This window comes from Dietzia sp. B32, assembly GCF_024732245.1.
In the GTDB taxonomy this organism is placed as follows: domain Bacteria; phylum Actinomycetota; class Actinomycetes; order Mycobacteriales; family Mycobacteriaceae; genus Dietzia.
Genome location: NZ_CP093845.1, coordinates 3030632 through 3051124, shown reverse-complemented (window position 1 = coordinate 3051124; position 20493 = coordinate 3030632). Strand labels below are relative to the sequence as shown.

Annotated in this window: 21 protein-coding genes; 15 read left to right on the top strand and 6 right to left on the bottom strand. The window is 71.5% G+C overall.

Translation table 11 applies throughout. The features are described 5' to 3' along the window. Nucleotides 1-108 precede the first annotated feature (108 nt). The 11 genes from L8M95_RS14445 to L8M95_RS14395 all read left to right on the top strand — a co-directional run bounded on the left by L8M95_RS14445 (nucleotide 109) and on the right by L8M95_RS14395 (nucleotide 10665). Entirely contained in the window at nucleotides 109-735 is a 627-nt protein-coding gene (locus tag L8M95_RS14445) for a class I SAM-dependent methyltransferase (protein WP_260486788.1), read from the top strand. Then, entirely contained in the window at nucleotides 732-1616 is an 885-nt protein-coding gene (locus tag L8M95_RS14440; protein ID WP_260486787.1) for an SDR family NAD(P)-dependent oxidoreductase, read from the top strand. The genes L8M95_RS14445 and L8M95_RS14440 overlap by 4 nt, the downstream gene beginning before the upstream one ends. Nucleotides 1617-1661: 45 nt before the next feature. Next, nucleotides 1662-2966 (top strand): glutamate-5-semialdehyde dehydrogenase, encoded by a 1305-nt coding sequence (locus L8M95_RS14435; RefSeq protein ID WP_260486786.1) that lies wholly within the window; start codon nucleotides 1662-1664, stop codon nucleotides 2964-2966. Nucleotides 2967-3030: 64 nt separating this feature from the next. Beyond that, on the top strand, nucleotides 3031-3912 hold the full coding sequence (locus L8M95_RS14430) for a MoxR family ATPase (RefSeq protein ID WP_260486785.1): 882 nt from the start codon (nucleotides 3031-3033) through the stop codon (nucleotides 3910-3912). 3 nt (nucleotides 3913-3915) lie between these two features. Continuing rightward, nucleotides 3916-5370: a VWA domain-containing protein gene (locus L8M95_RS14425; protein WP_396118946.1), complete on the top strand. Its 1455-nt coding sequence runs from the start codon at nucleotides 3916-3918 to the stop codon at nucleotides 5368-5370. 65 nt (nucleotides 5371-5435) lie between these two features. Then, nucleotides 5436-6152 carry a nicotinate-nucleotide adenylyltransferase gene (nadD, locus tag L8M95_RS14420; RefSeq protein WP_260486784.1) on the top strand — a complete coding sequence of 239 codons (717 nt, stop codon included), beginning with the start codon at nucleotides 5436-5438 and terminating at the stop codon, nucleotides 6150-6152. Continuing rightward, entirely contained in the window at nucleotides 6149-6592 is a 444-nt protein-coding gene (gene rsfS, locus L8M95_RS14415) for a ribosome silencing factor (RefSeq protein ID WP_260486783.1), read from the top strand. The genes nadD and rsfS overlap by 4 nt, the downstream gene beginning before the upstream one ends. An 8-nt stretch (nucleotides 6593-6600) precedes the next feature. Continuing rightward, the gene (locus tag L8M95_RS14410; RefSeq protein WP_260486782.1) at nucleotides 6601-7299 is read left to right on the top strand and encodes a histidine phosphatase family protein; all 699 of its coding nucleotides are present in this window, start codon (nucleotides 6601-6603) and stop codon (nucleotides 7297-7299) included. Further along, nucleotides 7296-8126, top strand: coding sequence for a DegV family protein (locus L8M95_RS14405; protein ID WP_260486781.1), 831 nt, complete (start codon nucleotides 7296-7298; stop codon nucleotides 8124-8126). Before L8M95_RS14410 ends, L8M95_RS14405 begins: the two co-directional genes overlap by 4 nt. A gap of 50 nt (nucleotides 8127-8176) precedes the next feature. Beyond that, on the top strand, nucleotides 8177-9223 hold the full coding sequence (locus tag L8M95_RS14400; protein ID WP_260486780.1) for a helix-hairpin-helix domain-containing protein: 1047 nt from the start codon (nucleotides 8177-8179) through the stop codon (nucleotides 9221-9223). Further along, on the top strand, nucleotides 9220-10665 hold the full coding sequence (locus tag L8M95_RS14395) for a ComEC/Rec2 family competence protein (RefSeq protein ID WP_260486779.1): 1446 nt from the start codon (nucleotides 9220-9222) through the stop codon (nucleotides 10663-10665). The genes L8M95_RS14400 and L8M95_RS14395 overlap by 4 nt, the downstream gene beginning before the upstream one ends. Here the strand turns inward: L8M95_RS14395 and L8M95_RS14390 are convergent. The 3 genes from L8M95_RS14390 to L8M95_RS14380 all read right to left on the bottom strand — a co-directional run bounded on the left by L8M95_RS14390 (nucleotide 10652) and on the right by L8M95_RS14380 (nucleotide 14036). Then, complete coding sequence (locus L8M95_RS14390) at nucleotides 10652-12307, bottom strand: RecQ family ATP-dependent DNA helicase (RefSeq protein ID WP_260486778.1); 1656 nt, start codon at nucleotides 12305-12307, stop codon at nucleotides 10652-10654. The genes L8M95_RS14395 and L8M95_RS14390 overlap by 14 nt on opposite strands. A gap of 132 nt (nucleotides 12308-12439) precedes the next feature. Further along, nucleotides 12440-12997 (bottom strand): NTP transferase domain-containing protein, encoded by a 558-nt coding sequence (locus L8M95_RS14385; protein ID WP_260486777.1) that lies wholly within the window; start codon nucleotides 12995-12997, stop codon nucleotides 12440-12442. A gap of 115 nt (nucleotides 12998-13112) precedes the next feature. Next, entirely contained in the window at nucleotides 13113-14036 is a 924-nt protein-coding gene (locus L8M95_RS14380) for an SDR family oxidoreductase (RefSeq protein WP_260486776.1), read from the bottom strand. A 199-nt stretch (nucleotides 14037-14235) separates the two neighbouring features. Between L8M95_RS14380 and holA the strand changes: the two genes are divergently transcribed. Continuing rightward, nucleotides 14236-15213 (top strand): DNA polymerase III subunit delta, encoded by a 978-nt coding sequence (holA, locus tag L8M95_RS14375; protein WP_260486775.1) that lies wholly within the window; start codon nucleotides 14236-14238, stop codon nucleotides 15211-15213. 171 nt (nucleotides 15214-15384) lie between these two features. On the opposite strand, the gene rpsT is transcribed toward holA, so the two are convergent. Next, nucleotides 15385-15645 carry a 30S ribosomal protein S20 gene (rpsT, locus tag L8M95_RS14370; RefSeq protein WP_260486774.1) on the bottom strand — a complete coding sequence of 87 codons (261 nt, stop codon included), beginning with the start codon at nucleotides 15643-15645 and terminating at the stop codon, nucleotides 15385-15387. A gap of 171 nt (nucleotides 15646-15816) precedes the next feature. Then, a complete protein-coding gene (locus L8M95_RS14365) occupies nucleotides 15817-16317 on the bottom strand; it encodes a glyoxalase/bleomycin resistance/extradiol dioxygenase family protein (protein ID WP_260486773.1) in 501 nt (166 codons plus the stop codon). 80 nt (nucleotides 16318-16397) lie between these two features. On the opposite strand from L8M95_RS14365, the gene L8M95_RS14360 reads away from it, so the two are divergent. Further along, a complete protein-coding gene (locus tag L8M95_RS14360) occupies nucleotides 16398-17186 on the top strand; it encodes a helix-turn-helix domain-containing protein (RefSeq protein ID WP_260486772.1) in 789 nt (262 codons plus the stop codon). 31 nt (nucleotides 17187-17217) lie between these two features. On the opposite strand, the gene L8M95_RS14355 is transcribed toward L8M95_RS14360, so the two are convergent. Next, nucleotides 17218-17763, bottom strand: coding sequence for a type II toxin-antitoxin system PemK/MazF family toxin (locus L8M95_RS14355; protein WP_260486771.1), 546 nt, complete (start codon nucleotides 17761-17763; stop codon nucleotides 17218-17220). Nucleotides 17764-17816: 53 nt separating this feature from the next. Between L8M95_RS14355 and L8M95_RS14350 the strand changes: the two genes are divergently transcribed. Further along, nucleotides 17817-18539, top strand: a complete 723-nt coding sequence (locus tag L8M95_RS14350; protein WP_260486770.1) for a hypothetical protein — start codon at nucleotides 17817-17819, stop codon at nucleotides 18537-18539. A 57-nt stretch (nucleotides 18540-18596) separates the two neighbouring features. After that, nucleotides 18597-20456, top strand: coding sequence for a translation elongation factor 4 (lepA, locus tag L8M95_RS14345; protein WP_260486769.1), 1860 nt, complete (start codon nucleotides 18597-18599; stop codon nucleotides 20454-20456). The last annotated feature ends 37 nt before the right edge of the window (nucleotides 20457-20493 follow it).

Genomic DNA, 20493 nt, shown 5'->3' with positions numbered 1-20493 from the left:
CTCCGACAGGTCACCGTCGGCGCGGAGTCGATCCGCCGACCTTCCGCTTACCCGGGCCATCGGCCTCCTCCGCGACGCATGTCGCTCCCGGCGGCCATACTGGGCCGCATGGCTCAGACATGGAAGCAGATCGTGGAGGCCGACCCCGAGCACTCCCGTCGGTACGCCCGACGGTGGGACGACATGGTGGCCGAGGGCGTGGACATCGACGGCGAGGCGCGGCTGATCGACGCGATGGCCCCGCGCGGCGCCCGCATCCTCGACGTGGGCTGCGGCCAGGGGCGCACCGGCGCCTACCTGCACTCGCGTGGACACCGCGTCACCGGCGTCGACCTCGACCCCCACCTGATCGAGCGGGCGCGGGAGCTGTGCCCGGATGCCACCTGGGAGGTCTCGGACCTGGCCGACGACGGCTGGGCCCGCGGACCGTTCGACCTCGCCGTCTCGGCGGGCAACGTCCTAGCCTTCGTCGACCCCGCCGACCGCGGCACCGTGCTCACCAACCTCGCCGCGCGGCTCGCCACCGCGGGCGAGGGAACCGAGGGCCGCCCCGGACGGCTGGTCGTGGGCTTCGGGCTCGACCGGGGCTGGACCCGGGAGGAGTTCGACCGCGACGCCGAACTCGCCGGGCTGCGGGTGCAGCAGCGATGGTCGACCTGGGATCTGCTGCCGTTCGAGGACGACAGCGGCTTCATGGTCACGGTCCTCGTGCGCAGCGACGGGGTCGCCTCATGAGCTCCGCGGCGTGGATCGTCGACAACCTGCCCGACCTGACCGGGAAGGCCGTCATGATCACGGGCGGCACCAGCGGCATCGGGAAGGAAGCCGCGCGTGAACTCGCGCACCGGGGCGCCCACGTCGTGCTCCCGTCCATCACCCGCGCCGAGGGTGAGGCGGCGGCCGCGGAGATCGGCGGGTCCACCGAGGTCCACGAGCTGGACCTGAGCGACCTGCACGCCGTGCGGGAGTTCGCGACCTCGAACACGGACCCCGTCGACATCCTGCTGGACAACGCCGGTCTGATGAGCAAGACCCGGCGGGAGACCGCGGACGGCTTCGAACTGCACCTGGGGGTCAACGTCCTCGCGCCGTTCCTGCTCACCGAACTCCTGCTGCCCCGGATCCGGGAGCGGGTGGTGATCACGGCCTCGATGGCCCACGCCAAGGGGCGGATCGACTTCGCCGACCCCCACTTCCGCCGGCGCCCCTACTCGATGGCGGCGGCGTACGCGCAGTCGAAACTCGCGTGCATGCTCTGGGGACTCGACCTGCAGAACCGGCTCACCGCCGCGGGCTCCCCGGTGGACGTACAGCTCGCCCACCCCGGGTTCGCCGCCACCTCGATCCTCGACCCGACCCCGTTCCCGCCGGTCAACGCCGTACTCAACCTGCTCGGCCGGCGGATCGTCCCCACGGCGGCCGACGGGGCCCGCCCACTGCTGTACGCGGCGACGGAGGAACTGCCGCCGGCGTCGTACACCGGTCCGACCGGCTTTCGGCAGATCGCGGGCCCGCCCGGGCCCGGTGAGCGTTCGGGCCCGGCCGGCGACTCCGGGCTCGCCCGCCGGTTCCGGGAGTTCGCCGTGCGCGAGGTCGGAGTCGTCCCGGCGGTCTGACTCGCCGGAGGTGGTCCCACGGGCCGCATCGGTAAGCTGGAACCCATGACAGCCAGCCACCTCGACGCTCCTGAGATCACCGGCCGGACGGACGCCGACGGGCCCGCCGCGGACCCGACCCGCGACGCCGTCCACGACGCCGCCCGCCGCGCCCGGTCCGCCTCGCGTGAGTTGGCCCTGCTCACCGCGGATCGCAAGAACGCACTCCTGCTGGCGGCTGCCGACGCACTGGTGGTCGCAGAGTCGACGATCCTCCAGGCCAACGCCCGGGACATCGCCGAGCAGGCAGAGGCAGGCACGGGTGAGGCCATGCTCGACCGGTTGCGGCTCACCGCGGAGCGCATCGAGGGCATCGCCGGCGGCCTGCGGCAGGTGGCGGGGCTGGCCGACCCCGTCGGGACGGTCACCCGTGGGTCGACCCGGCCCAACGGGCTGCAACTACGGCAGGTCCGCGTGCCGCTGGGCGTCGTCGGAATGATCTACGAGGGGCGCCCCAACGTCACGGTGGACGCGTTCGGTCTGGCGTTCAAGTCCGGCAACGCCGCCCTACTGCGGGGGTCGCGGTCGGCCCGCAACTCCAACGAGGCGCTGGTCGAGGTCCTGCGGGGGGTGCTCGCCGAGCACGGCCTGCCCGTGGACGCGGCCCAGCTCCTGCCCTCCGAGGACCGGTCGTCGGTGACCCACCTGATCCAGGCTCGCGGGTTGGTCGACGTCGTCATCCCCCGAGGTGGTGCGGGCCTGATCCAGACCGTGGTGGAGAACGCCAAGGTCCCGGCCATCGAGACCGGCACCGGGAACTGCCACCTCTACATCCACGGTGACGCGGATCTCGACGAGGCGATCAGCCTGCTGCTCAACGGCAAGACCCGCCGCTGCAGCGTCTGCAACGCCACCGAGACCGTGCTGCTCGACGCCGCACTCGGCGACGCGGCCGTGGACCGCGTCGTGGGTGCGCTGAAGTCCGCCGGCGTCACCGTCCACGGCGACCGCGAGGGGCTCGTCCCCGCCGACGACGTCGACTGGGGCGAGGAGTACCTCAGCATGGACATCGCACTCAAGGTGGTCGACGGGGTGGACGAGGCGATCGAGCACATCGACCGCTGGTCCTCGGGCCACACCGAGGCCATCTCCACCCGCAGCATCGACGTGGCGGATCAGTTCTGCGCCCGCGTCGACGCCGCGGCGGTGATGGTCAACGCCTCCACCGCCTGGACGGACGGCGAGATGTTCGGCTTCGGCGCCGAGATCGGTATCTCCACCCAGAAACTCCACGCCCGCGGCCCGATGGGCCTCGAGGAACTCACCAGTACGAAGTGGATCGCCCACGGCAAGGGGCATGTGCGGCCGTAAGGCAGACGCGCCCGGGCCCCGCCGGCCCGCCACCGACGACCCCGAACCGAAAGGGACCCATCCGATGGACCGAGCCCGCACCGCCCAGCGCCCCGCCTTCGAGAGCATCGACCACGTCATCGAGGCACTCGGCGGTCAGGGCTACCTGGCCGACCGGTCGACCGCGACCGTGGTCTACCTCGCCGACCGGTTGGGCAAGCCGCTGCTCATCGAGGGGCCGGCCGGTGTCGGCAAGACGGAGCTCGCCAAGGCCGTGGCCGCGGCCACCGAGGCCGAGCTCATCCGCCTGCAGTGCTACGAGGGCGTGGACGAGGCCCGTGCTCTCTACGAGTGGAACCACGCCAAGCAGATCCTGCGGATCCAGGCAGGTCAGGGCGAGGGGTGGGACTCCACGCGCGACGACGTGTTCTCCGAGGAGTTCCTCCTGTCACGGCCGTTGCTCACCGCGATCCGGCGCAGTGAGCCCACCGTGCTGCTGGTCGACGAGGTGGACAAGGCCGACATCGAGATCGAGGGCCTGCTGCTCGAGGTTCTCAGCGACTTCGCGGTCACGATCCCCGAACTCGGGACCATCGAGGCCACCCGCAAACCGTTCGTCGTCCTCACCTCCAACGCTGCGCGCGAGCTCTCCGAGGCCCTCAAGCGCCGGTGCCTGTACCTGCACCTTGATTTCCCGACTCCCGAGCTGGAGCGGAAGATCCTCGCATCGCGGGTGCCCGAGCTGGACGACCAGCTGGCCGAGCAGCTCGTGCGCGTGGTGGGAGTGCTGCGCGCGATGGCGCTGAAGAAGGTGCCGAGTGTGTCCGAGACGATCGACTGGGGCCGCACCCTCGTCGCGCTGGGGCTGGACACGATCGACGACGAAACCGTCCTACAGACGCTCGGCGTGGTGCTCAAGCACCAGACCGACCAGCTGCGCGCGGCCGCCGAGCTGCGGCTCAACTAGCTCATGGGTGATCAGGAGGTGGGCGCAGTGACCAAGGGGACCCCGGGCGGGATGCCCGGCCACCTCGTGGACTTCGTCGACGCCCTGCGGCGCAAGGGCATCCCCGTCGGCCCGAGCGAGGCGGTGGACGCCGCCGCGGCGATGGTGCTCATCGACCTGCTGGACCGCGCCGCGCTGCGCGAGGCGCTGGCCTCGACGATCCTGCACAAACCCACCCACCGTGGTGTGTTCGACCAGCTCTTCGATCTGTGGTTCCCGGCCGCCATCGGGACTCACGCCCGGGGCGACGCGGTGATGCTGGAGGTGGAGATCCCGACCGACGACGACGGCAAGGTGGATCCCGAGGCCCTGAACGAGCTCATCGCCTCGCTCCTGCTCGAGGACACCGAGGAGTCGCGGGCCAGGGCCCGGGCGCTGGCGGAACTCCTGGTCGAGCAGCTCGGCTCGTACGACTCGGTGAACGGACCGCGCTACTCCGCCTACCAGGCACTGAGCCCGCTCGACACCAAGGCGATCATGCAGCGGATCCTCGACGGGCTGCTCGGCGCCGACCCCTTCGACCCGGACGGCTCCAAACGACACGCGGAGAAGACCGCCGCGGCCAACTCGGCCGCGGACCTGGTCCGCGGCTTCCTGCGGGAGGTCGCGGACGAGACGCGCCGCCGCACCGCCGAGACGGTCGGTCGCGACCGTGTCGCCCAGTACGCGGTGGGGCCCGCGGCCGAGCAGGTCGACTTCCTGCGCGCCAACGACCAGGACCTGCAGGCGCTGCGCCGCAGGGTGGGACCCCTGGCCAGGCAACTGGGCAGTCGCCTGGCGGCCCGACGACGTCGCCACCGGCACGGTGCGATCGATATGCGCAAGACCATGCGCCGGTCCATGTCCACGGGCGGTGTGCCGGTGGAGCTGGTCCTGCGCAAGCCGAGGCCGGCGCGGCCGGAACTGGTCGTGTTGTGCGACGTGTCGGGTTCGGTGGCCGGGTTCAGCCACTTCACCCTGCAGCTGGTGCACTCGCTCCGGGAGCAGTTCTCCCGCGTGCGGGTGTTCGCCTTTGTCGACACCACCGACGAGGTGACCTCGTTCTTCGAGACAGGGTCGGACCTCGGCTCCGCGATGAGCCGGATGGTCCGCGAGGCCGAGATCGTCACCTACGACGGCCACTCCGACTACGGCCACGCGCTGGAGGGATTCGCCGACAGGTACGCGCACACCCTCACCCGGACGGGGTCGCTGCTCATCCTGGGCGACGGTCGCAACAATTACCGCGATCCGTCCGTCGAGTCGCTCGAGTTCGTCAGCGAGCGCGTTGGTCACACCCACTGGCTCAACCCGGAACCCAAGCGGCAGTGGGGGACCGGTGACTCGGCGGCCACGCTCTACTCCCAGTACGTGCCCATGCACGAGTGCCGCAACGTGGAGCAGCTCACGGCGGTCGTCGCGAGCCTGCTCCCCGTGTGAGGGATAGAGGCGGCGGGGCGCGGCAGACGACTGAGCCTCACCCCCGACCGATAGACTCACCGACCATGACCACGACGGGGACCACCGGCGGCGCACGGCGCCGCGTCGGAGTGATGGGCGGGACCTTCGATCCCATCCATCACGGTCACCTCGTCGCGGCCAGTGAGGTGGCACACCGGTTCGATCTCGACGACGTGGTGTTCGTCCCCACCGGCGAGCCGTGGCAGAAGCGGGGCCGCGAGGTGTCCCCGGCCGAGGACCGCTACCTGATGACCGTCATCGCCACGGCCTCCAACCCGCGCTTCTCGGTCAGTCGCGTCGACATCGACCGAGACGGACCGACCTACACGCTCGATACGCTCAAGGACCTGCTGCGCCAGCACCCGGACACCGATCTGTACTTCATCACGGGAGCCGACGCGCTGGAGAAGATCCTCACGTGGCGCGGCTGGGAGGAGATGTTCGACTTCGCCACCTTCGTCGGGGTCTCCCGGCCCGGGTTCGAACTGTCGGACACGCACCTCACCGAGATCAGGGACGGGCGCGTCCACCTGCTCGAGATCCCCGCCCTGGCCATCTCTTCCACGGAGTGCCGACGCCGCGCGGCCGAGGACGCGCCCGTGTGGTACCTCGTGCCGGACGGTGTCGTGCAGTACATAGCGAAACGTAATCTCTACCGGCCCGAGGGCTCCACCCGCCTGGACGGCACCCCCGCAGCGACGGCCCCGGTACACCGGGTGCCCGTCCCCACCGATCCCCACCCCGAGGAGAACCCCAAGTGACCGCAAGCCCCGAGGCCCTTGAGATGGCCGCCATCGCGGCCCGCGCCGCCGACGACAAGCTGGCGACCGACATCGCCGTCATCGACGTCTCCGGCCAGCTCATCATCACCGACTGCTTCGTCCTGGCGTCCGCCGATACGGAGCGGCAGGTCAACTCCGTCGTCGACGAGATCGAGGACAAGCTGCGCGAGGCCGGCCACAAGCCGCTGCGTCGTGAGGGCACGCGCGAGGGACGCTGGGCGCTGCTCGACTACAACGAGCTGGTCGTGCACGTCCAGCATGTCGACGAGCGCGACTACTACTCGCTCGACCGCCTGTGGAAGGACTGCCCGCTCGTCGAGATCGAGGGCGTCGAGACGTCGCGCCGGTCCGATGACGCCGCCGGTCGCGCCGACGATTCGCTCGCGCCGGAGGAGCCCCAGCGGGATCAGGAGCTCTGACCTACTCGGTGACCCGACGTCTCATCCTCCTGCGTCACGGCCAGACGCACTACAACGCGTCCCTGCGGATGCAGGGTCAGCTGGACACCGAGCTCAGTGAGCTGGGGGTGCGGCAGGCGCACGCCGTCGGTCGCGTGTTGGCGTCCCGTCGTCCGTGGACGATCCTGTCCTCGGACCTGCAGCGGGCGCACGAGACGGCGAGGGCACTGGCCTCCGAGGTGGGGGTGGACGTCCGGACCGACCCGAGGCTGCGCGAGACGCACCTGGGCACCTGGCAGGGGATGAGTCACTCCGAGGTCGACGCGCAGTGGCCTGACGCCCGGGTCCACTGGCGCAGCGACCCCCAGTGGTCACCGCCGGAGGGGGAGAGCCGTCTGGACGTGGCCCGGCGGACCCGTGCGGTCGTCGACGAGCTGGTCGAGTCGTCGCCCGACTGGAGCGAGCATCCCGCCGTGATCGTCGCCCACGGCGGCGCGATCGCGGCCCTGACCGCGTCGCTGCTCGAACTGCCGGTGGAGCAGTACCCGGTGTTCAACGGACTGGGCAACACGTGCTGGGTGCAGCTGTCCGCCCACGTCCGCCCCGAGGGTGGGGCGGGGCGGGTAGCGGAACCCGGGATCGGACCCACCACCGAGGCCGCCCGAGGTGTCCTGTGGCGCCTGGATCAGTGGAACGCCGGGATCACACCTCCGGTGGACGTGTCATGACGATCCTACTGGTCACCGACTCCAGCGCGGACCTGCCGGCCGGGTGGGTCCGCGAGTTCGGCATCACGGTGGTGGGTCTGCACGTCGTGGAGGAGAACGACCGGGCGGTGTCCACGGCCGCGGTCACACCCGACGAACTGGCGGAGATCTACGAGGAACTGCTCGCGGATCCCGACTGCACCGGCGTGGTGTCGGTGCACCTGTCCCGCGGGCTCTCGCGCACCTGGCAGTCGGCCGCCGATGCCGCGACCAGGTTCGGGGGCAGGGTCCTGGTCTCCGATTCCCGCGGAGCCGGCATGGCGTTCGGTGCGGCCGTCGCGCAGTGCGCCTGGGCGGCGCAGAACGGCCTCGGACTGTCCGCGACCTACGAACTCGCCGAGCGGCTCTGCCGGGGCGCCTCGACATACGCCGCCCTGGAGTCACTCGAGAACCTGCGCAGAGGCGGCCGGATCAGTGCGCTCGCCGCGCTCTTCGGTAGCGCCTTGTCCATGCGCCCGGTGATCGTGTTGCGGTCCGGCTCGGTCGACCTGGCAGCCAAGGCCCGCACCACCTCCAAGGCGCACGCGCGACTGCGGACCCTCCTGCGTGACGACGTGGCCCGCGGTGACGTGCTGGTGGTGGTCCACCACCACGAGGCTCGAGAACGGGCCGAGGAGATGGCCACCGAGATCCGCAAGGAGACCCAGTTCCCGGAGCGGGTCATGATCGTCGAGTTCGACGAGGTCCTCGCCTGGCACCTGGGTCCGGGAACAGTGGGGGTCTCGGTGACGGACCTGGTCGACACCGCATTCCCCATCCCTCCCCCCTCTCCACAGGTACCGGACTGACGGCCGCATTCCGGGGCGTCGCGGAGGATGTTCCGGGCTAGCTTCGCGCCATGCGAACCCAGACCCGGGCCCGGTCCGACGGCCCCGTCGACTCCCACCGGGACCCGGCGCGGGCAGCCGCCCTGCATCGGCTGACCAGTGCGCTCTCGACGCAGGGCGCGCACCGCGACCCCCCGGAGGATCGACGACCGGCCCCCGGTGGCGGTCTTCCGTCGGCGGGTGGCGAATCCGACCGGCCCGACCGGTCGGCGGCCGTGCCCTGGGCTGATCCCGACCCTGCCGGGGACAGGCCCGAGCGGCTCCCGCCCCGGAGTGTCGATGCGGCCGCCTGGGCCGACCCGCCATGGTGGGGGCGCATCCGGTGGGCGCCCGACCGGCTCGCCGGGGTGGTGCTGGTCGTGCTCGTGCTGGGGCTCGGCGCATTCTCCGTGCACCGGCTGCTCTCGTCGGTCCCGGACGGGCCACCGGTTCCCGACCTGCCGATGGCCACGGTGGGGGAGACGGTCGCCGAGGACGGCACCACCCCCCGGGGCCCGTCGCAGCCCCCGGGGCGCGCTGGTGCGGATCCGGTGTCCGCTGACGAACCCGTCGTCGTCTCCGTCGTCGGACTGGTCGGGCGCAGCGGGCTCGTCACCCTCGCGCCGGGCGCGCGCGTCGCCGACGCGCTCGACAGTGCGGGCGGGGTCCTGGACGGCGGGGATCGCGACGGGCTCAACCTGGCACGCAAGGTCGCCGACGGGGAACAGATCCTCGTCGGGTCGGCCCCCGGGCCGGACGGGCCGAGAGGCCCGCGCAGTGACATCATCGGCCCGGGCCCAGGCGCAGGCCCAGGCCCAGGTCCGGGCCCGGGAGCGCCGGGGGCCGGCGCGCCCGGGGGAGGCGGCTCGGGCCCGGCGCCGGGTGGCGGTTTGGTCGACCTGAACACCGCTGACGCCGCAGCGCTCGAATCGCTGCCGGGAGTGGGGCCGGTGACCGCGTCATCGATCCTCGCGTGGCGAGCCGCGAACGGATCGTTCACCAGCGTGGACCAGCTGGTCGAGGTCGACGGCATCGGCCCGGCGACCCTCGCGCGGCTCCGGCCACTGGTCACGGTGTGACGGACCGGGATGGATCGTCCGAGCGGAGGACCCCGGCGGCGCGGGATCTCAGGCTGGTCATCCCGACCCTGGCGGTGTTCGCGGCGACCTGGGTGGCAGGGGCCGTTCGCCCCGCCGAGGCCGCCGCTGTCGGCGTGGTGCTGGCGGTGGCCGCCGGGGTGGCCGTGCTGTGGTCGGTCGCGATCGGAACCCGCCCCGGCCCCGGTACGCGTGCGCAGCTCGACCGCACCGCGCTGGCCGTGCTGGCGCTGGCGTGTGCGGTGGGCGCGGTTGCAGCGGGGGTCCAGGCGGCACGGGTCCACGCCCTCGCCGCGCACCCTCTGATCGAGTCGGTGGGCGGCCGGACCGGGGTACGGGCGGTGGTGACGGGTTTCGACCGGCCGGTCCGCACCGGAGGCGTGATGGTGCCGGTCCGCGTGGAGGTCACGGGGTCGGGAACCTCCGCCCGGGAAGCACAGCTGGACGTGGTGCTGCTCGCCCGGAACGGGTGGAGCGGGCTCCCGCCGGGCACCCGGGTGCAGGCCTCGGTGGCGGTCCTCGAGCCCCGCTCCGCCGGGGAACCGCCCGCACTCCGGGCGCTGTCGGCTCCCCGGGTGACGGGTCCACCGGGGTGGACCGGCCGGGTTCCGGCGGCGGTGCGGGAGAAGCTCCGGACCGTATCGGACCGGGCGCTCGAGGGAGAGGCCGCGGGCTTGCTGCCCTCGTTCGTCCTCGGCGACGAGGGAGGGGTGTCCACCGAGACCCGGGACGAGTTCCGGGCCTCCGGTCTGGCTCACCTCGCGGCGGTCTCGGGCGCGAACACCACCTACGTCGTGGGGGCGGTATTGCTCGCGGCTGCCGCCCTGGGGGTCGGTCGCCGCGGGCGCATCGTGGCCGCGGGGGTCGGACTGGCCGGGTTCGTGGCCGTGGTCGGTCCGGAGCCGGCTGTTCTCCGCGCCGCCGGAACCGGGGCCATCGGTCTGGCGGCGATGGGTGCGCACCGCACCGGCCGTCCGCTGGCCGCGCTGGGCGCGGTGGTCCTGCTCGTCGCGCTGCTCGACCCTTCCACGGCGACGGGTGCGGGCTTCGTCCTGTCGGTCTCCGCGACCGCTGCGCTGGTGGTCGCGGCCAGGCCCGTGGCGCTGCGGATGCGTCGAGAGTGGATGCCGGACACGGTCGCCGACGTCCTGGCGGTCTGCGTCGTGGCACACCTGGCGACGCTGCCGGTCTTGGCGGCCTCGGGCCTCGGCGCGGGTCCCTGGGCCCTGCCGGCGAACATCGCCGTGGCCCCCGCGGTTCCTCTGGTCACGGTGCTCGGTACGGCGGCCGCTGCACTCGGCCCGGTGTGGGAGAGCGGGGCGGTCCTGCTCGCCGCGGCGTGCGCGCCGGCGCTGTGGTGGCTCGACACGGTCGCCGGCTTCGTGGCCGGACTACCGGGCTCACCGCCGGTCACGCCCGGGTGAGCAGCTCCTGGTCGCGCACGAGGTCGAGCGACAGCGTCCGGTAGCCCTGTTCCTCGAAGAACACGGTGAGTCGGTCGTCCTCGACGCTCATGACGATCCCCGACCCCCACTCACGGTGCACCACGGCGGACTGTAGGGGGAAGTCCGCCGCGTCGTGGGTGAGGTCGACCGCGGTGCCGGCGTCGCAGGTGTCGCAGTTGCCGCACGGGTCCGCGAGCTCGTCACCGAAGTAACCGAGCAGGAACTGGCGGCGGCACCCGTCGGTCTCGGCGTATCCGCGCATCATCTCGATCCGCGACCGGTCGATCCGCTCGAACATCTCCGACGTCACCTCGGCCCGCTCGACCGCCTCCTTGGGCCGCAGGTCGTCTACGAGTTCCAATCCCTTGCGCCCCGACCCCACGACGGCCGCGGCCTCGAGGAGGTTGACCGCGCCCGTGACGCGTTTCGCGCCGACGTCGAGGGACTTCTTCAACTGGCTCAGCCGCACCGGGCCCTCCGCCCGTCGCAGGTGCTTGACGACGGCCCGGATGACCTCCTCGTCCGCGCTGTGGGACGAGAAGAAGCTGCGCAACCCCAGGTCCTCGCTGCGGTAGTGCAGCTCGATCGTCGCCGACTCGCGGTCGCGGCCCGCCCGGCCGGTCTCCTGGTAGTAGGTGTCGAGCGAATCGGGGATGTCGGCGTGGAGGACGAAGCGCACGTCCTCCTTGTCGATTCCCATCCCGAACGCGCTCGTCGCCACCACCACGTCGAGTTCGCCGGCGAGAAAGGCGCCCAGGGTGTCCTCTCGCTCTGCCGACTTCTGCCCGGCGTGGTAGGCACGGACCCTCAGCGGGCGATCTGCGTCGGCCGCTCGTGCGGCGATCCGTTCCGCGTACTCCTCGGTGGACCGGCGGGTGGCGGTGTAGACCAACCCGGGGCCGTGGAGTTCGACGGCCCTGTCCACGACCGCGTCCTGCTTGGTCGCGTCCTCGACGTGCCGTCGCACCGCGAGGTGCAGCTCCGGGCGATCGAACCCGCCGGCCAGTACCAGGGCATCGGTCATGGCGAGCCGCTCGACGATCTCCTCCCGCACCGGGGTCGAGGCGGTGGCGGTGAGTGCGATGACGGTGGGCGACCCCATTCGGTGGCGGGCCACGTCGAGTCGCAGGTAGTCGGGTCGGAAGTCATGGCCCCAGGCGGAGACGCAGTGCGCCTCGTCGACCACCAGGAAGCTCGGGCCGGCCTCGCGGATCCGGTCGAGGACCTCCCGTTTGGCCAGCTGCTCGGGGGTGAGGAACACGAAGTGGACGCGCCCGGCGACGACCTCGTCCCAGGCCTCCGCCTGCTGTCGAGCGCCCATCGAGGAGTTGATCGCCAGCGATCGGGTGGGTGCGGAGTCCGCGTACGAGTTCAGCCCCTCGCACTGGTCGGACTGCAGCGCGATGAGGGGCGAGACCACGATGCACGGCCCGCCCGCCATGATCCCGGCGAGCTGGTAGATCGCCGATTTCCCGTACCCGGTCGGAAGCACCGCCACCACGTCACGGGCGCCGACCGCCGCCTGGATGGCCTCGGCCTGCAGTGGGCGCAGATCGTCCCAGCCGAAGACGCGACGCGCCACCTCGTGGGGATCGGTGGCGTCGGCCTGAGTCGTCGTCACGTGTGCGTCCTCTCGATCCACGGTCGGGCGGCCCGCGGTGGGAAGGTCCCGGGTGATCGAGAGTAGGCGCACCCGACCGGGTGATCCCACCGCACGGGCCCCCGGCGGCCCGCGGTGGCGCCGGTCGGTCGATCAGTGACCACGCGGCGGGTCGCCGTCCGATTCCAGGTCGCGGGGATGATCGACATCGCGGGGCGAGCCCGTGTCGTCGCACGGCACCTCGGCGACGAGGTGGGAGTGTTCTCGCAGGTAGTGGCGGGCGCCCGCGTCCCCGACCGCCGAGGCGATGATCCCTGGGTGGTGGGGCGCGCCGAGGAGGACTGGGTGGGCGCGGACCCCGCCGTAGGTGGCGATCGCCAGCGATGCGTCGGCGGCGAGGACCCGACGGATCGACTCCGGGCCCAGCCACGGCATGTCGACGGGCACGACCACCGCGTCCTCACCCCCGACCGCCGTGAGCCCGACACGGAGCGAGGAGCCCATGCCGGTCTCCCAGTCCGGGTTGTGCACCACCTCCGCGTCCGGAACGGCGAGTTCGACGGCGCCACTGACCACCACGACCCGCTCGCACCCGCCCGCGTGGAGGAGCCGCACGGCGCGGTCGATCAACCGGGCGCCGCGGAAGTCGACGAGTGCCTTGGGGCCGCCGAATCGTCGGCCGGCGCCCGCGGCGAGGACCACTCCGGTCATCGTCGGAGCGACACGTCGGGGGCGGCTCCGGACACCACGTTCCCGAGCCGGGGGCGCACGGCGTCGGGTGACAGGTCCACGCGTCCAGTATCCCGCCGGCGGCACCGTATCCCCGCTACGGGGTGGGCATCCCGCCGGTGACCGCGAGCGTCTCGCCGAGAACGTAGCTGGACTCGGGCGAGGCCAGGAACACGTAGGCGGGCGCGAGTTCGGTGGGCTGCCCGGCGCGACCGAGCGGGGTGGACTTGCCGAACTCGGGCAGTTCGTCCTTGGGCTGCCCGTCGGACACCTGTAGAGGCGTCCAGATCGGGCCGGGCGCCACGGCGTTGACGCGGATGCCCTTGGGGGCGAGCTGTTGGGCCAGCCCCTTGGTGAAGTTGTTGATCGCCGCCTTGGTGGACGCATAGTCCAGCAGGTTCGGCGGCGCCATGTAGGCCACCACCGAGGTGGTGTTGATGATCGTGGACCCTGGCCGGAGATGGCGCAGCGCGGCCCTGGTCACCCTGAACATCCCTACGATGTTGACCTCGAAGGTGTCGGTGAGCTGGTCGTCGGGCAGATCTTCGAGCGCGGGGGCGACGACCTGCTTGCCAGCGTTGTTGACGAGGATGTCGAGGCCGCCGAGCCGCTCGACGGCGGTGTCCGCGAGGCCGTCGCAGAACGCGCGGTCGGTGAGGTCTCCGGGGATGAGCGCGGCGGTGCGGCCCTCGCGTTCGATGATCTCGGCGACCGCCCGGGCGTCGGGTTCCTCGTCGGGCAGATGGTGGATGGCCACGTCGGCGCCCTCGCGCGCGAAGGCGATCGCCACGGCCGCGCCGATCCCGGAGTCGCCGCCGGTGATGAGCGCCTTGCGGCCGGTGAGCCTGCCGGTTCCGCGGTAGGAGTGTTCGCCGAGGTCCGCCTTGGGCTCGAGGTGCGCGTCCAGCCCAGGCTCGTCCTGGTGCTGGACCGGCGGTTCGATGGAGGGGTAGCGGGTGGCCGGGTTCTGGAACGTCAGCTGGTCCGTCGTCTCGGTGTTGGTGTCCTGGTTCTCGCTCATGACTTCCCTTCGCGTCTGTTGCGACACCGCGCACCGGGGTGGGCCCGAGCGGGTACCGCGCGGTCGGACTGCGTCGTGGCCACGAAGATACGACGCGGGCCGGGCCAGGTCGACCGGTCGGCGTGCGGTGGTGGTGCGGGCCTGTCGGTGCGACGTGGCACGATGACGGGGACGAGAACGACGACGACGAGGAGCGCCCATGGCATCGGGGTCCGCACCGGCTGTGTTGCATCTGGTGTTGGGCGAGGACGAGTTTCTCACCGAACGCGCCACCACGGGCATCGTCTCGACGGTGCGGGCCTCGACCCCCACCGGGCAGGACCCGCCGGTGGTCTCCAGGCTCGGTGGGCCCGAGGTCACCGCTCCGCAGCTGTTCGAGTTGCTCTCGCCGTCCCTGTTCGGTGAGGCCCGCGTCGTGGTGATCACGGGTGCGGCGGAACTGGGCAAGGACGCCCAGTCCGCGGTCCTCGGCGCGGCCCGCGATCTGCCCCCCGAGACGGTCCTGGTCGTCCAGCACACGGGTGGTGGCCGGGCCAAGGCGCTGGTGGCGGACCTGCGCAAGGCGGGGGCCGAGGAGCACGCGGCGGGCAAGCTCACCCGACACATGGACGTGGTCGGGTTCGTCCGCGCAGAGTTCCGGACTCTCGGCGTGCGGGTCGCCCCCGAGGCGTGTGAAGCCCTGGTGGAGGCGGTGGGAACCGACCTGCGGCAATTGGCGTCGGCGTGCGGTCAACTCGTGGCCGACACCGGCGGCAAGGTCGACGTCGAGGCGGTGCGGCGCTACCACTCGGGAGTCGTGGGGGTCAGCGGCTTCACCGTGGCCGAACGCGCGGTCACCGGGGACGTGGCCGGTGCGATCGAGGCGCTGGAGTGGGCCATGCACACCGGGGTCCCGCACGTCGTGCTCGCCGATGCCCTGGCGGACGCGGTGAACTCCGTCGCCCTGGTCGGCACCCAGCGGGGAGTGCCGCCGGCGGATCTGGCCCGACAGGGCCTGCCGCCCTGGAAGGTCAAGAAGGTGACCGCCCAGACCCGGTTCTGGTCGATCGATACTCTCGGCAGCGCGTTGCAGATCGTCGCCCGGCTCAACGGCGAGGTCAAGGGACAGGCGGAGGACACGTCCTACGCGCTCGAGCGGGCCGTCCGCGCGGTCGGGTCACTGGCGTCGGCCGGCTGACCGGGCCCGTCCGTCTACCGCCGGAGGCGGGGACCACGTCGGGCCGCGCGGGCCGCACATACGACGAGGGCCCACCTCGCACGCGGTGCGGGTGGGCCCTCGGAGCCACATCACGTCAGTTCGGCGGACGCGGGGCTGGGTACCTCCCGGTCAGGGGAGGAACCGGGGTTCTCAGAGGCTGTTGACGGCCTTGGTGAGCGCCGACTTCTTGTTGGCGGCCTGGTTCGGGTGGATGACACCCTTGCTGGCGGCCTTGTCGAGCTGACGCGAGGTGGCGACGAGCAGGGCGCCGGCCTTTTCCTTGTCGCCGGCCGCGGTGGCCTCACGCAGGTTGCGGATCGCGGAACGCAGGCCCGACTTGGTCGACTGGTTACGGAGGCGGTTGCGCTCGTTGGTGAGGTTCCGCTTGATCTGGGACTTGATGTTGGCCACTCGTCACACCTTTTTGTCGTGTGTCGACGGCTCCACGAGGGGATCCCGCCGATCGGATGTCTTGTCGTCTCGTCCGCGCGGACACGTGCACAACGTGCTCCGGTGGACACCGACGGCCCACTTTACCAGCGGGGGTGTCACCGGCCAAAACGTAGGACGACGTTGGTGCTGCTACTGCGACGCGGCCCATTCTGCCACCCGTCGGTCACTCTCCGCGTCGGAGAGATCCTCGACCCGGGTCATGACGGACCAGCGCACGCCGAACGGATCGCGGAGAGACGCGTAGCGATCACCGGAGACGAACGTCGTGGTCTCCTCGCGGATCGCCGCGCCGAGCGCGACCGCCCTGGCCACGACGCCGTCGACGTCGCTGCAGTAGAGCCCCAGCGAGTAGCAGTCGTCGTCGCCGTCGGGCATGGGGACGAGACCGTACGCTGCACCGACGCCGCCGAGCTGGAGTCGGCCGTGGCCGAAGTCGAGTTCGGCGTGGACGACGGTCCCGCCCATCTCGGTCACCCCGCAGATCGTCGCCCCGAACGCCTCGGAGTAGAAGCGGAGCGCCCCGGCGGGATCACGCAGTGCCAGGAACGGGGTCAGGCTGGTCCGTCCGTGCGGGACCCCGTCGGTCGTGTACTCGCCGGTCGCGCCGGCCGGTTCGTTCGGTGTGGTCATGGAGCCGACATTAGGAGCGTGAACCCCGTGCCGACTTGTAGATTTGCGACGGACGGTCTCCTGACGGATCGGGGCACGGGATGGGTGATCTCGACGACGCGCGGGGCATTCTCTTCCCCGACGCGCTCCCGAGCTTCCATCGGCGGGAGGTGCCGGCGGGGTCGGCCCACCTGGCGCGTTGGTACTGGATCGCGCGGTGGGACCTGCCGGACGGGATGGTGTCCACGCAGTCGGTCCTGCCGTTCCCGGCGTCGAACCTCGTCGTGGGGCCGGAGGGGATCACTCTGTCCGGGCCGACCACGGCGGCCTCCGCGCGGGAACTGGCGGGCCGGGGGTGGGCGTTCGGCGTGCTGCTTCGGTCCGCGGGGCTGGCCGCGCTCGGGTTCGCCCCCGCCGGGATCGTGGACCACGAGGTCGACTTCCCCGACCCCGCCCTGGCGGCAGGGGTCGCCGAGTGCATGAACGCGGGCGACAGCGGGGTGGCCGCGCGGGTGATGTCGGACTGGTGGGCCGGGGTCTCGCGCCGTGCGGAGCCGATTTCCGAGGGGGCGGGGCTCGCCGACCGGATGATCGAGATCGTCGAGTCCACTCCGGGGATCGTCGGGGTAGAGCATCTGGCCCGCGAGATGGGCTTGTCCACCAGGGCGCTGCAGCGGCTGGCGAAGGAGTACATCGGGCTGTCGCCGCTGCGGATCATCAGGCGGTACCGACTGCAGGAGGCGGCACTGCGCCTGCGCGAGGACCCCGGGCTGACCGTCGCGCGTGTCGCCGCCGAGCTCGGGTACGCCGACCAGTCGCACCTGGCGGCGGACTTCCGGTCCACCCTCGGGCTCTCGGCCCGTGACTATCGGCGCCGGCTCCAGCCCTAGTCGGCTCCGCCCGTGGTCGGTTCCGCTGCGGTCAGCGCCAGCCGTAGTCGGCGCGGAGCCGATCGGCTACCGCGTCGAACTTCGGCCGCGGGCAGATCGCGCCCTCGCGTCGGATGCCCTGCTCGGGGACGTCCAGCACGCGGTCGAGGCGTACCCAGCTCGGTCGGCCCTCGGAGTCCCAGGGGCCCGATCCGAGCCCGAGCCATCCCTCGTCGTCGTCCCGGGAGTCCTGCGAGGAGAGCTGGAGGCCGAGGAGACGGTCACCGTCGCGTCCCACCACCAGGACCGGCCGGTCCTTGCCGCGGCCGTCGTTCTCCTCGAACTCGACCCAGGTCCACACGATCTCGCCGGGGTCGGCCTGGCCGTCGAGGTCGGGCGTGTAGGCGATCCTGCGGGCCCGGCTCGAGGTGGGAGCCGTGACGGTGGTGGCGGGACGGCCCTCGGCGATCTTCCGGGACAGGGCGGGGGAGGCCCCACCGTCGTCCAGGCGTCGGCGCACCTCGCGCGCGACGGTCGGTCCGTACCTGCGGCCCACCCGCACCGCCGTTCGACCCACCCGGGCCCAGTCGATAGCCATGGGGATCAGGATAACGACGTACCCCCGTCCGGCCGGGATTAAGATCGGTTCTTATGGACATGGTGTGCGCGGTGGTGTGGACAGAGGGTCCGGACGCGGTCGACGCGGACCCGGCGCGGTTGCGGTCGCGGATCGGCGAGGCCGTCGAGGGGCCGCTGGCCGCGCTCGGGGTGCAGCGGTACGTGGTCAACGTGCGTGACGAGGCGGTGGCGGGAGCCCTCATCAGCGTGCAGGTCACGGAGCGGCCCGTGCTCGCGGTGGTCCGGGCACGCGTACCGGTCGCCTCGGCGTCGGCCCTGGCGGACCTGCTGGACGGCCTGCGCGCGATCGGGCCCGTATCCGCGTGGTCGGTGACCGCGTCCGAGCCGCTGCCCGTCGCGGACCCCACGGAGGGCGAGCGGTGCGAGGGCATGGCCCAGATGGCGTTCCTGCGCCGACCGGACCGGATCGGGCGCGAGCAGTGGCTGCACACCTGGCTCGAGGAGCACACCGAGGTCGCGATCGAGACCCAGTCGACTTCCGGGTACATCCAGCACGTGGTGGTGCGGGCGCTCACCGACGACGCCCCGCAGATCGCCGCGATCGTCGAGGAGGTGTTCCCCGTCGAGGCCGCGACCGATCTCGGGGTGTTCTTCGGCGCTCCCGGTGACGACGCCCGAATGGCAGCCAACATTCAAGCCATGACCGCCTCCACCGCTCGGTTCCTCGACGAGGGCGCCGTGGACGCGATCCCCACGGGCCGGTACGTGATGGGTGTTCGCGCCACGAGCGTGTGACAATGGGGTGATCGCCCGGTCGGACCGTACCCAGCCACGCCCGGGCCCGCCCGAGGAGTGATCGAGATTCCCAACTTCGCAGAGACGACGTTCACCGATCCCGCCAGGATCAGGAACTTCTGCATCATCGCCCACATCGACCACGGCAAGTCGACGCTCGCCGACCGCATGCTGCAGCTCACCGGTGTGGTCGAGGAGCGGCTGATGCGCGCCCAGTACCTCGACCGCATGGACATCGAGCGCGAGCGCGGCATCACCATCAAGGCGCAGAACGTGCGCCTGCCGTGGGTGCCCCGTTCCGGTGCGCACGAGGGCGAGGAGATCGTCCTGCACATGATCGACACCCCGGGCCACGTGGACTTCACCTACGAGGTCTCCCGCGCGCTCGAGGCGTGTGAGGGCGCGATCCTGCTGGTCGATGCCGCGCAGGGGATCGAGGCGCAAACCCTGGCCAACCTCTATCTGGCCATGGAGAACGACCTCGAGATCATCCCCGTGCTCAACAAGATCGACCTGCCGGCCGCCGACCCGGACCGGTTCGCCGAGGAGATCTCCCACATCGTGGGGTGCGAGCCGGACGACGTGCTGCGGGTGTCGGGCAAGACCGGCATGGGCGTCGAGGCGCTGCTGGACAGGGTGTGCGAGAAGGTCCCCGCGCCGGTGGGCGATCCGGACGCCCCGGCGCGCGCGATGATCTTCGACTCGGTGTACGACACCTACCGCGGCGTCGTGACCTACGTGCGCGTGTTCGACGGCACCCTCACCCCGCGTGAGAAGGTCAAGATGATGTCGACCGGCTCGACCCACGAGGCGCTCGAGGTCGGCATCATCTCGCCGGAGCCCAAGGCCACGAAGGGGCTCGGACCGGGCGAGGTCGGCTACCTGATCACCGGCGTCAAGGACGTCCGTCAGTCCAAGGTCGGCGACACGATCACCAGCGCCCGCGGTGGGGCGGAGGAGCCGCTGGCGGGGTACGCCGAACCCAACCCGATGGTCTTCTCCGGCCTGTACCCGATCGACGGGTCCGACTACCCGGTGCTGCGTGACGCGCTCGACAAGCTGCAGCTCAACGACGCGTCGTTGGACTACGAGCCGGAGACCTCCGTCGCGCTGGGCTTCGGCTTCCGGTGCGGCTTCCTCGGACTGCTGCACATGGAGATCACCCGGGACCGGCTGGAGCGCGAGTTCAACCTCGACCTCATCTCCACCGCGCCGAACGTGGTGTACCGCGTGGTCGCGGAGGACGGCTCCGAGCACCAGGTCACCAACCCGTCGTACTGGCCCGAGGGCAAGCACCGCGAGATCTTCGAGCCGATCGTCAAGTGCACCATCATCGTCCCCAGCGAGTACGTGGGCACGGTCATGGAGCTGTGCCAGTCCAAGCGCGGCGAGATGAAGGGCATGGACTACCTGTCCGAGACCCGTGTCGAGCTGCGCTACGTCATGCCGATGGGCGAGATCATCTTCGACTTCTTCGACTCGCTGAAGTCCCGCACCAAGGGCTACGCGTCGATGGACTACGAGGAGGCCGGCGAGCAGGCGGCGGACCTGGTCAAGGTCGACATCCTGCTCCAGGGCGAGGCGGTGGACGCGTTCTCGGCGATCGTGCACCGGGACTACGCGCAGGCCTACGGCAACAAGATGACGGGCAAGCTCAAGGAGCTCATCCCGCGCCAGCAGTACGAGGTCCCGATCCAGGCGGCGATCGGCGCGAAGATCATCTCCCGTGAGAACATCCGCGCGATCCGCAAGGACGTGCTCTCCAAGTGCTACGGCGGCGACATCAGCCGTAAGCGCAAGCTGCTGGAGAAGCAGAAGGAGGGCAAGAAGCGCATGAAGTCCATCGGTCGGGTGGACGTGCCGCAGGAGGCCTTCGTCGCGGCCCTGTCGGCGGATTCGAGCGCGGACAAGAAGTAGGCCCGGCCGCCGCGCGGGTGCGATCCGCCCGGGCGGC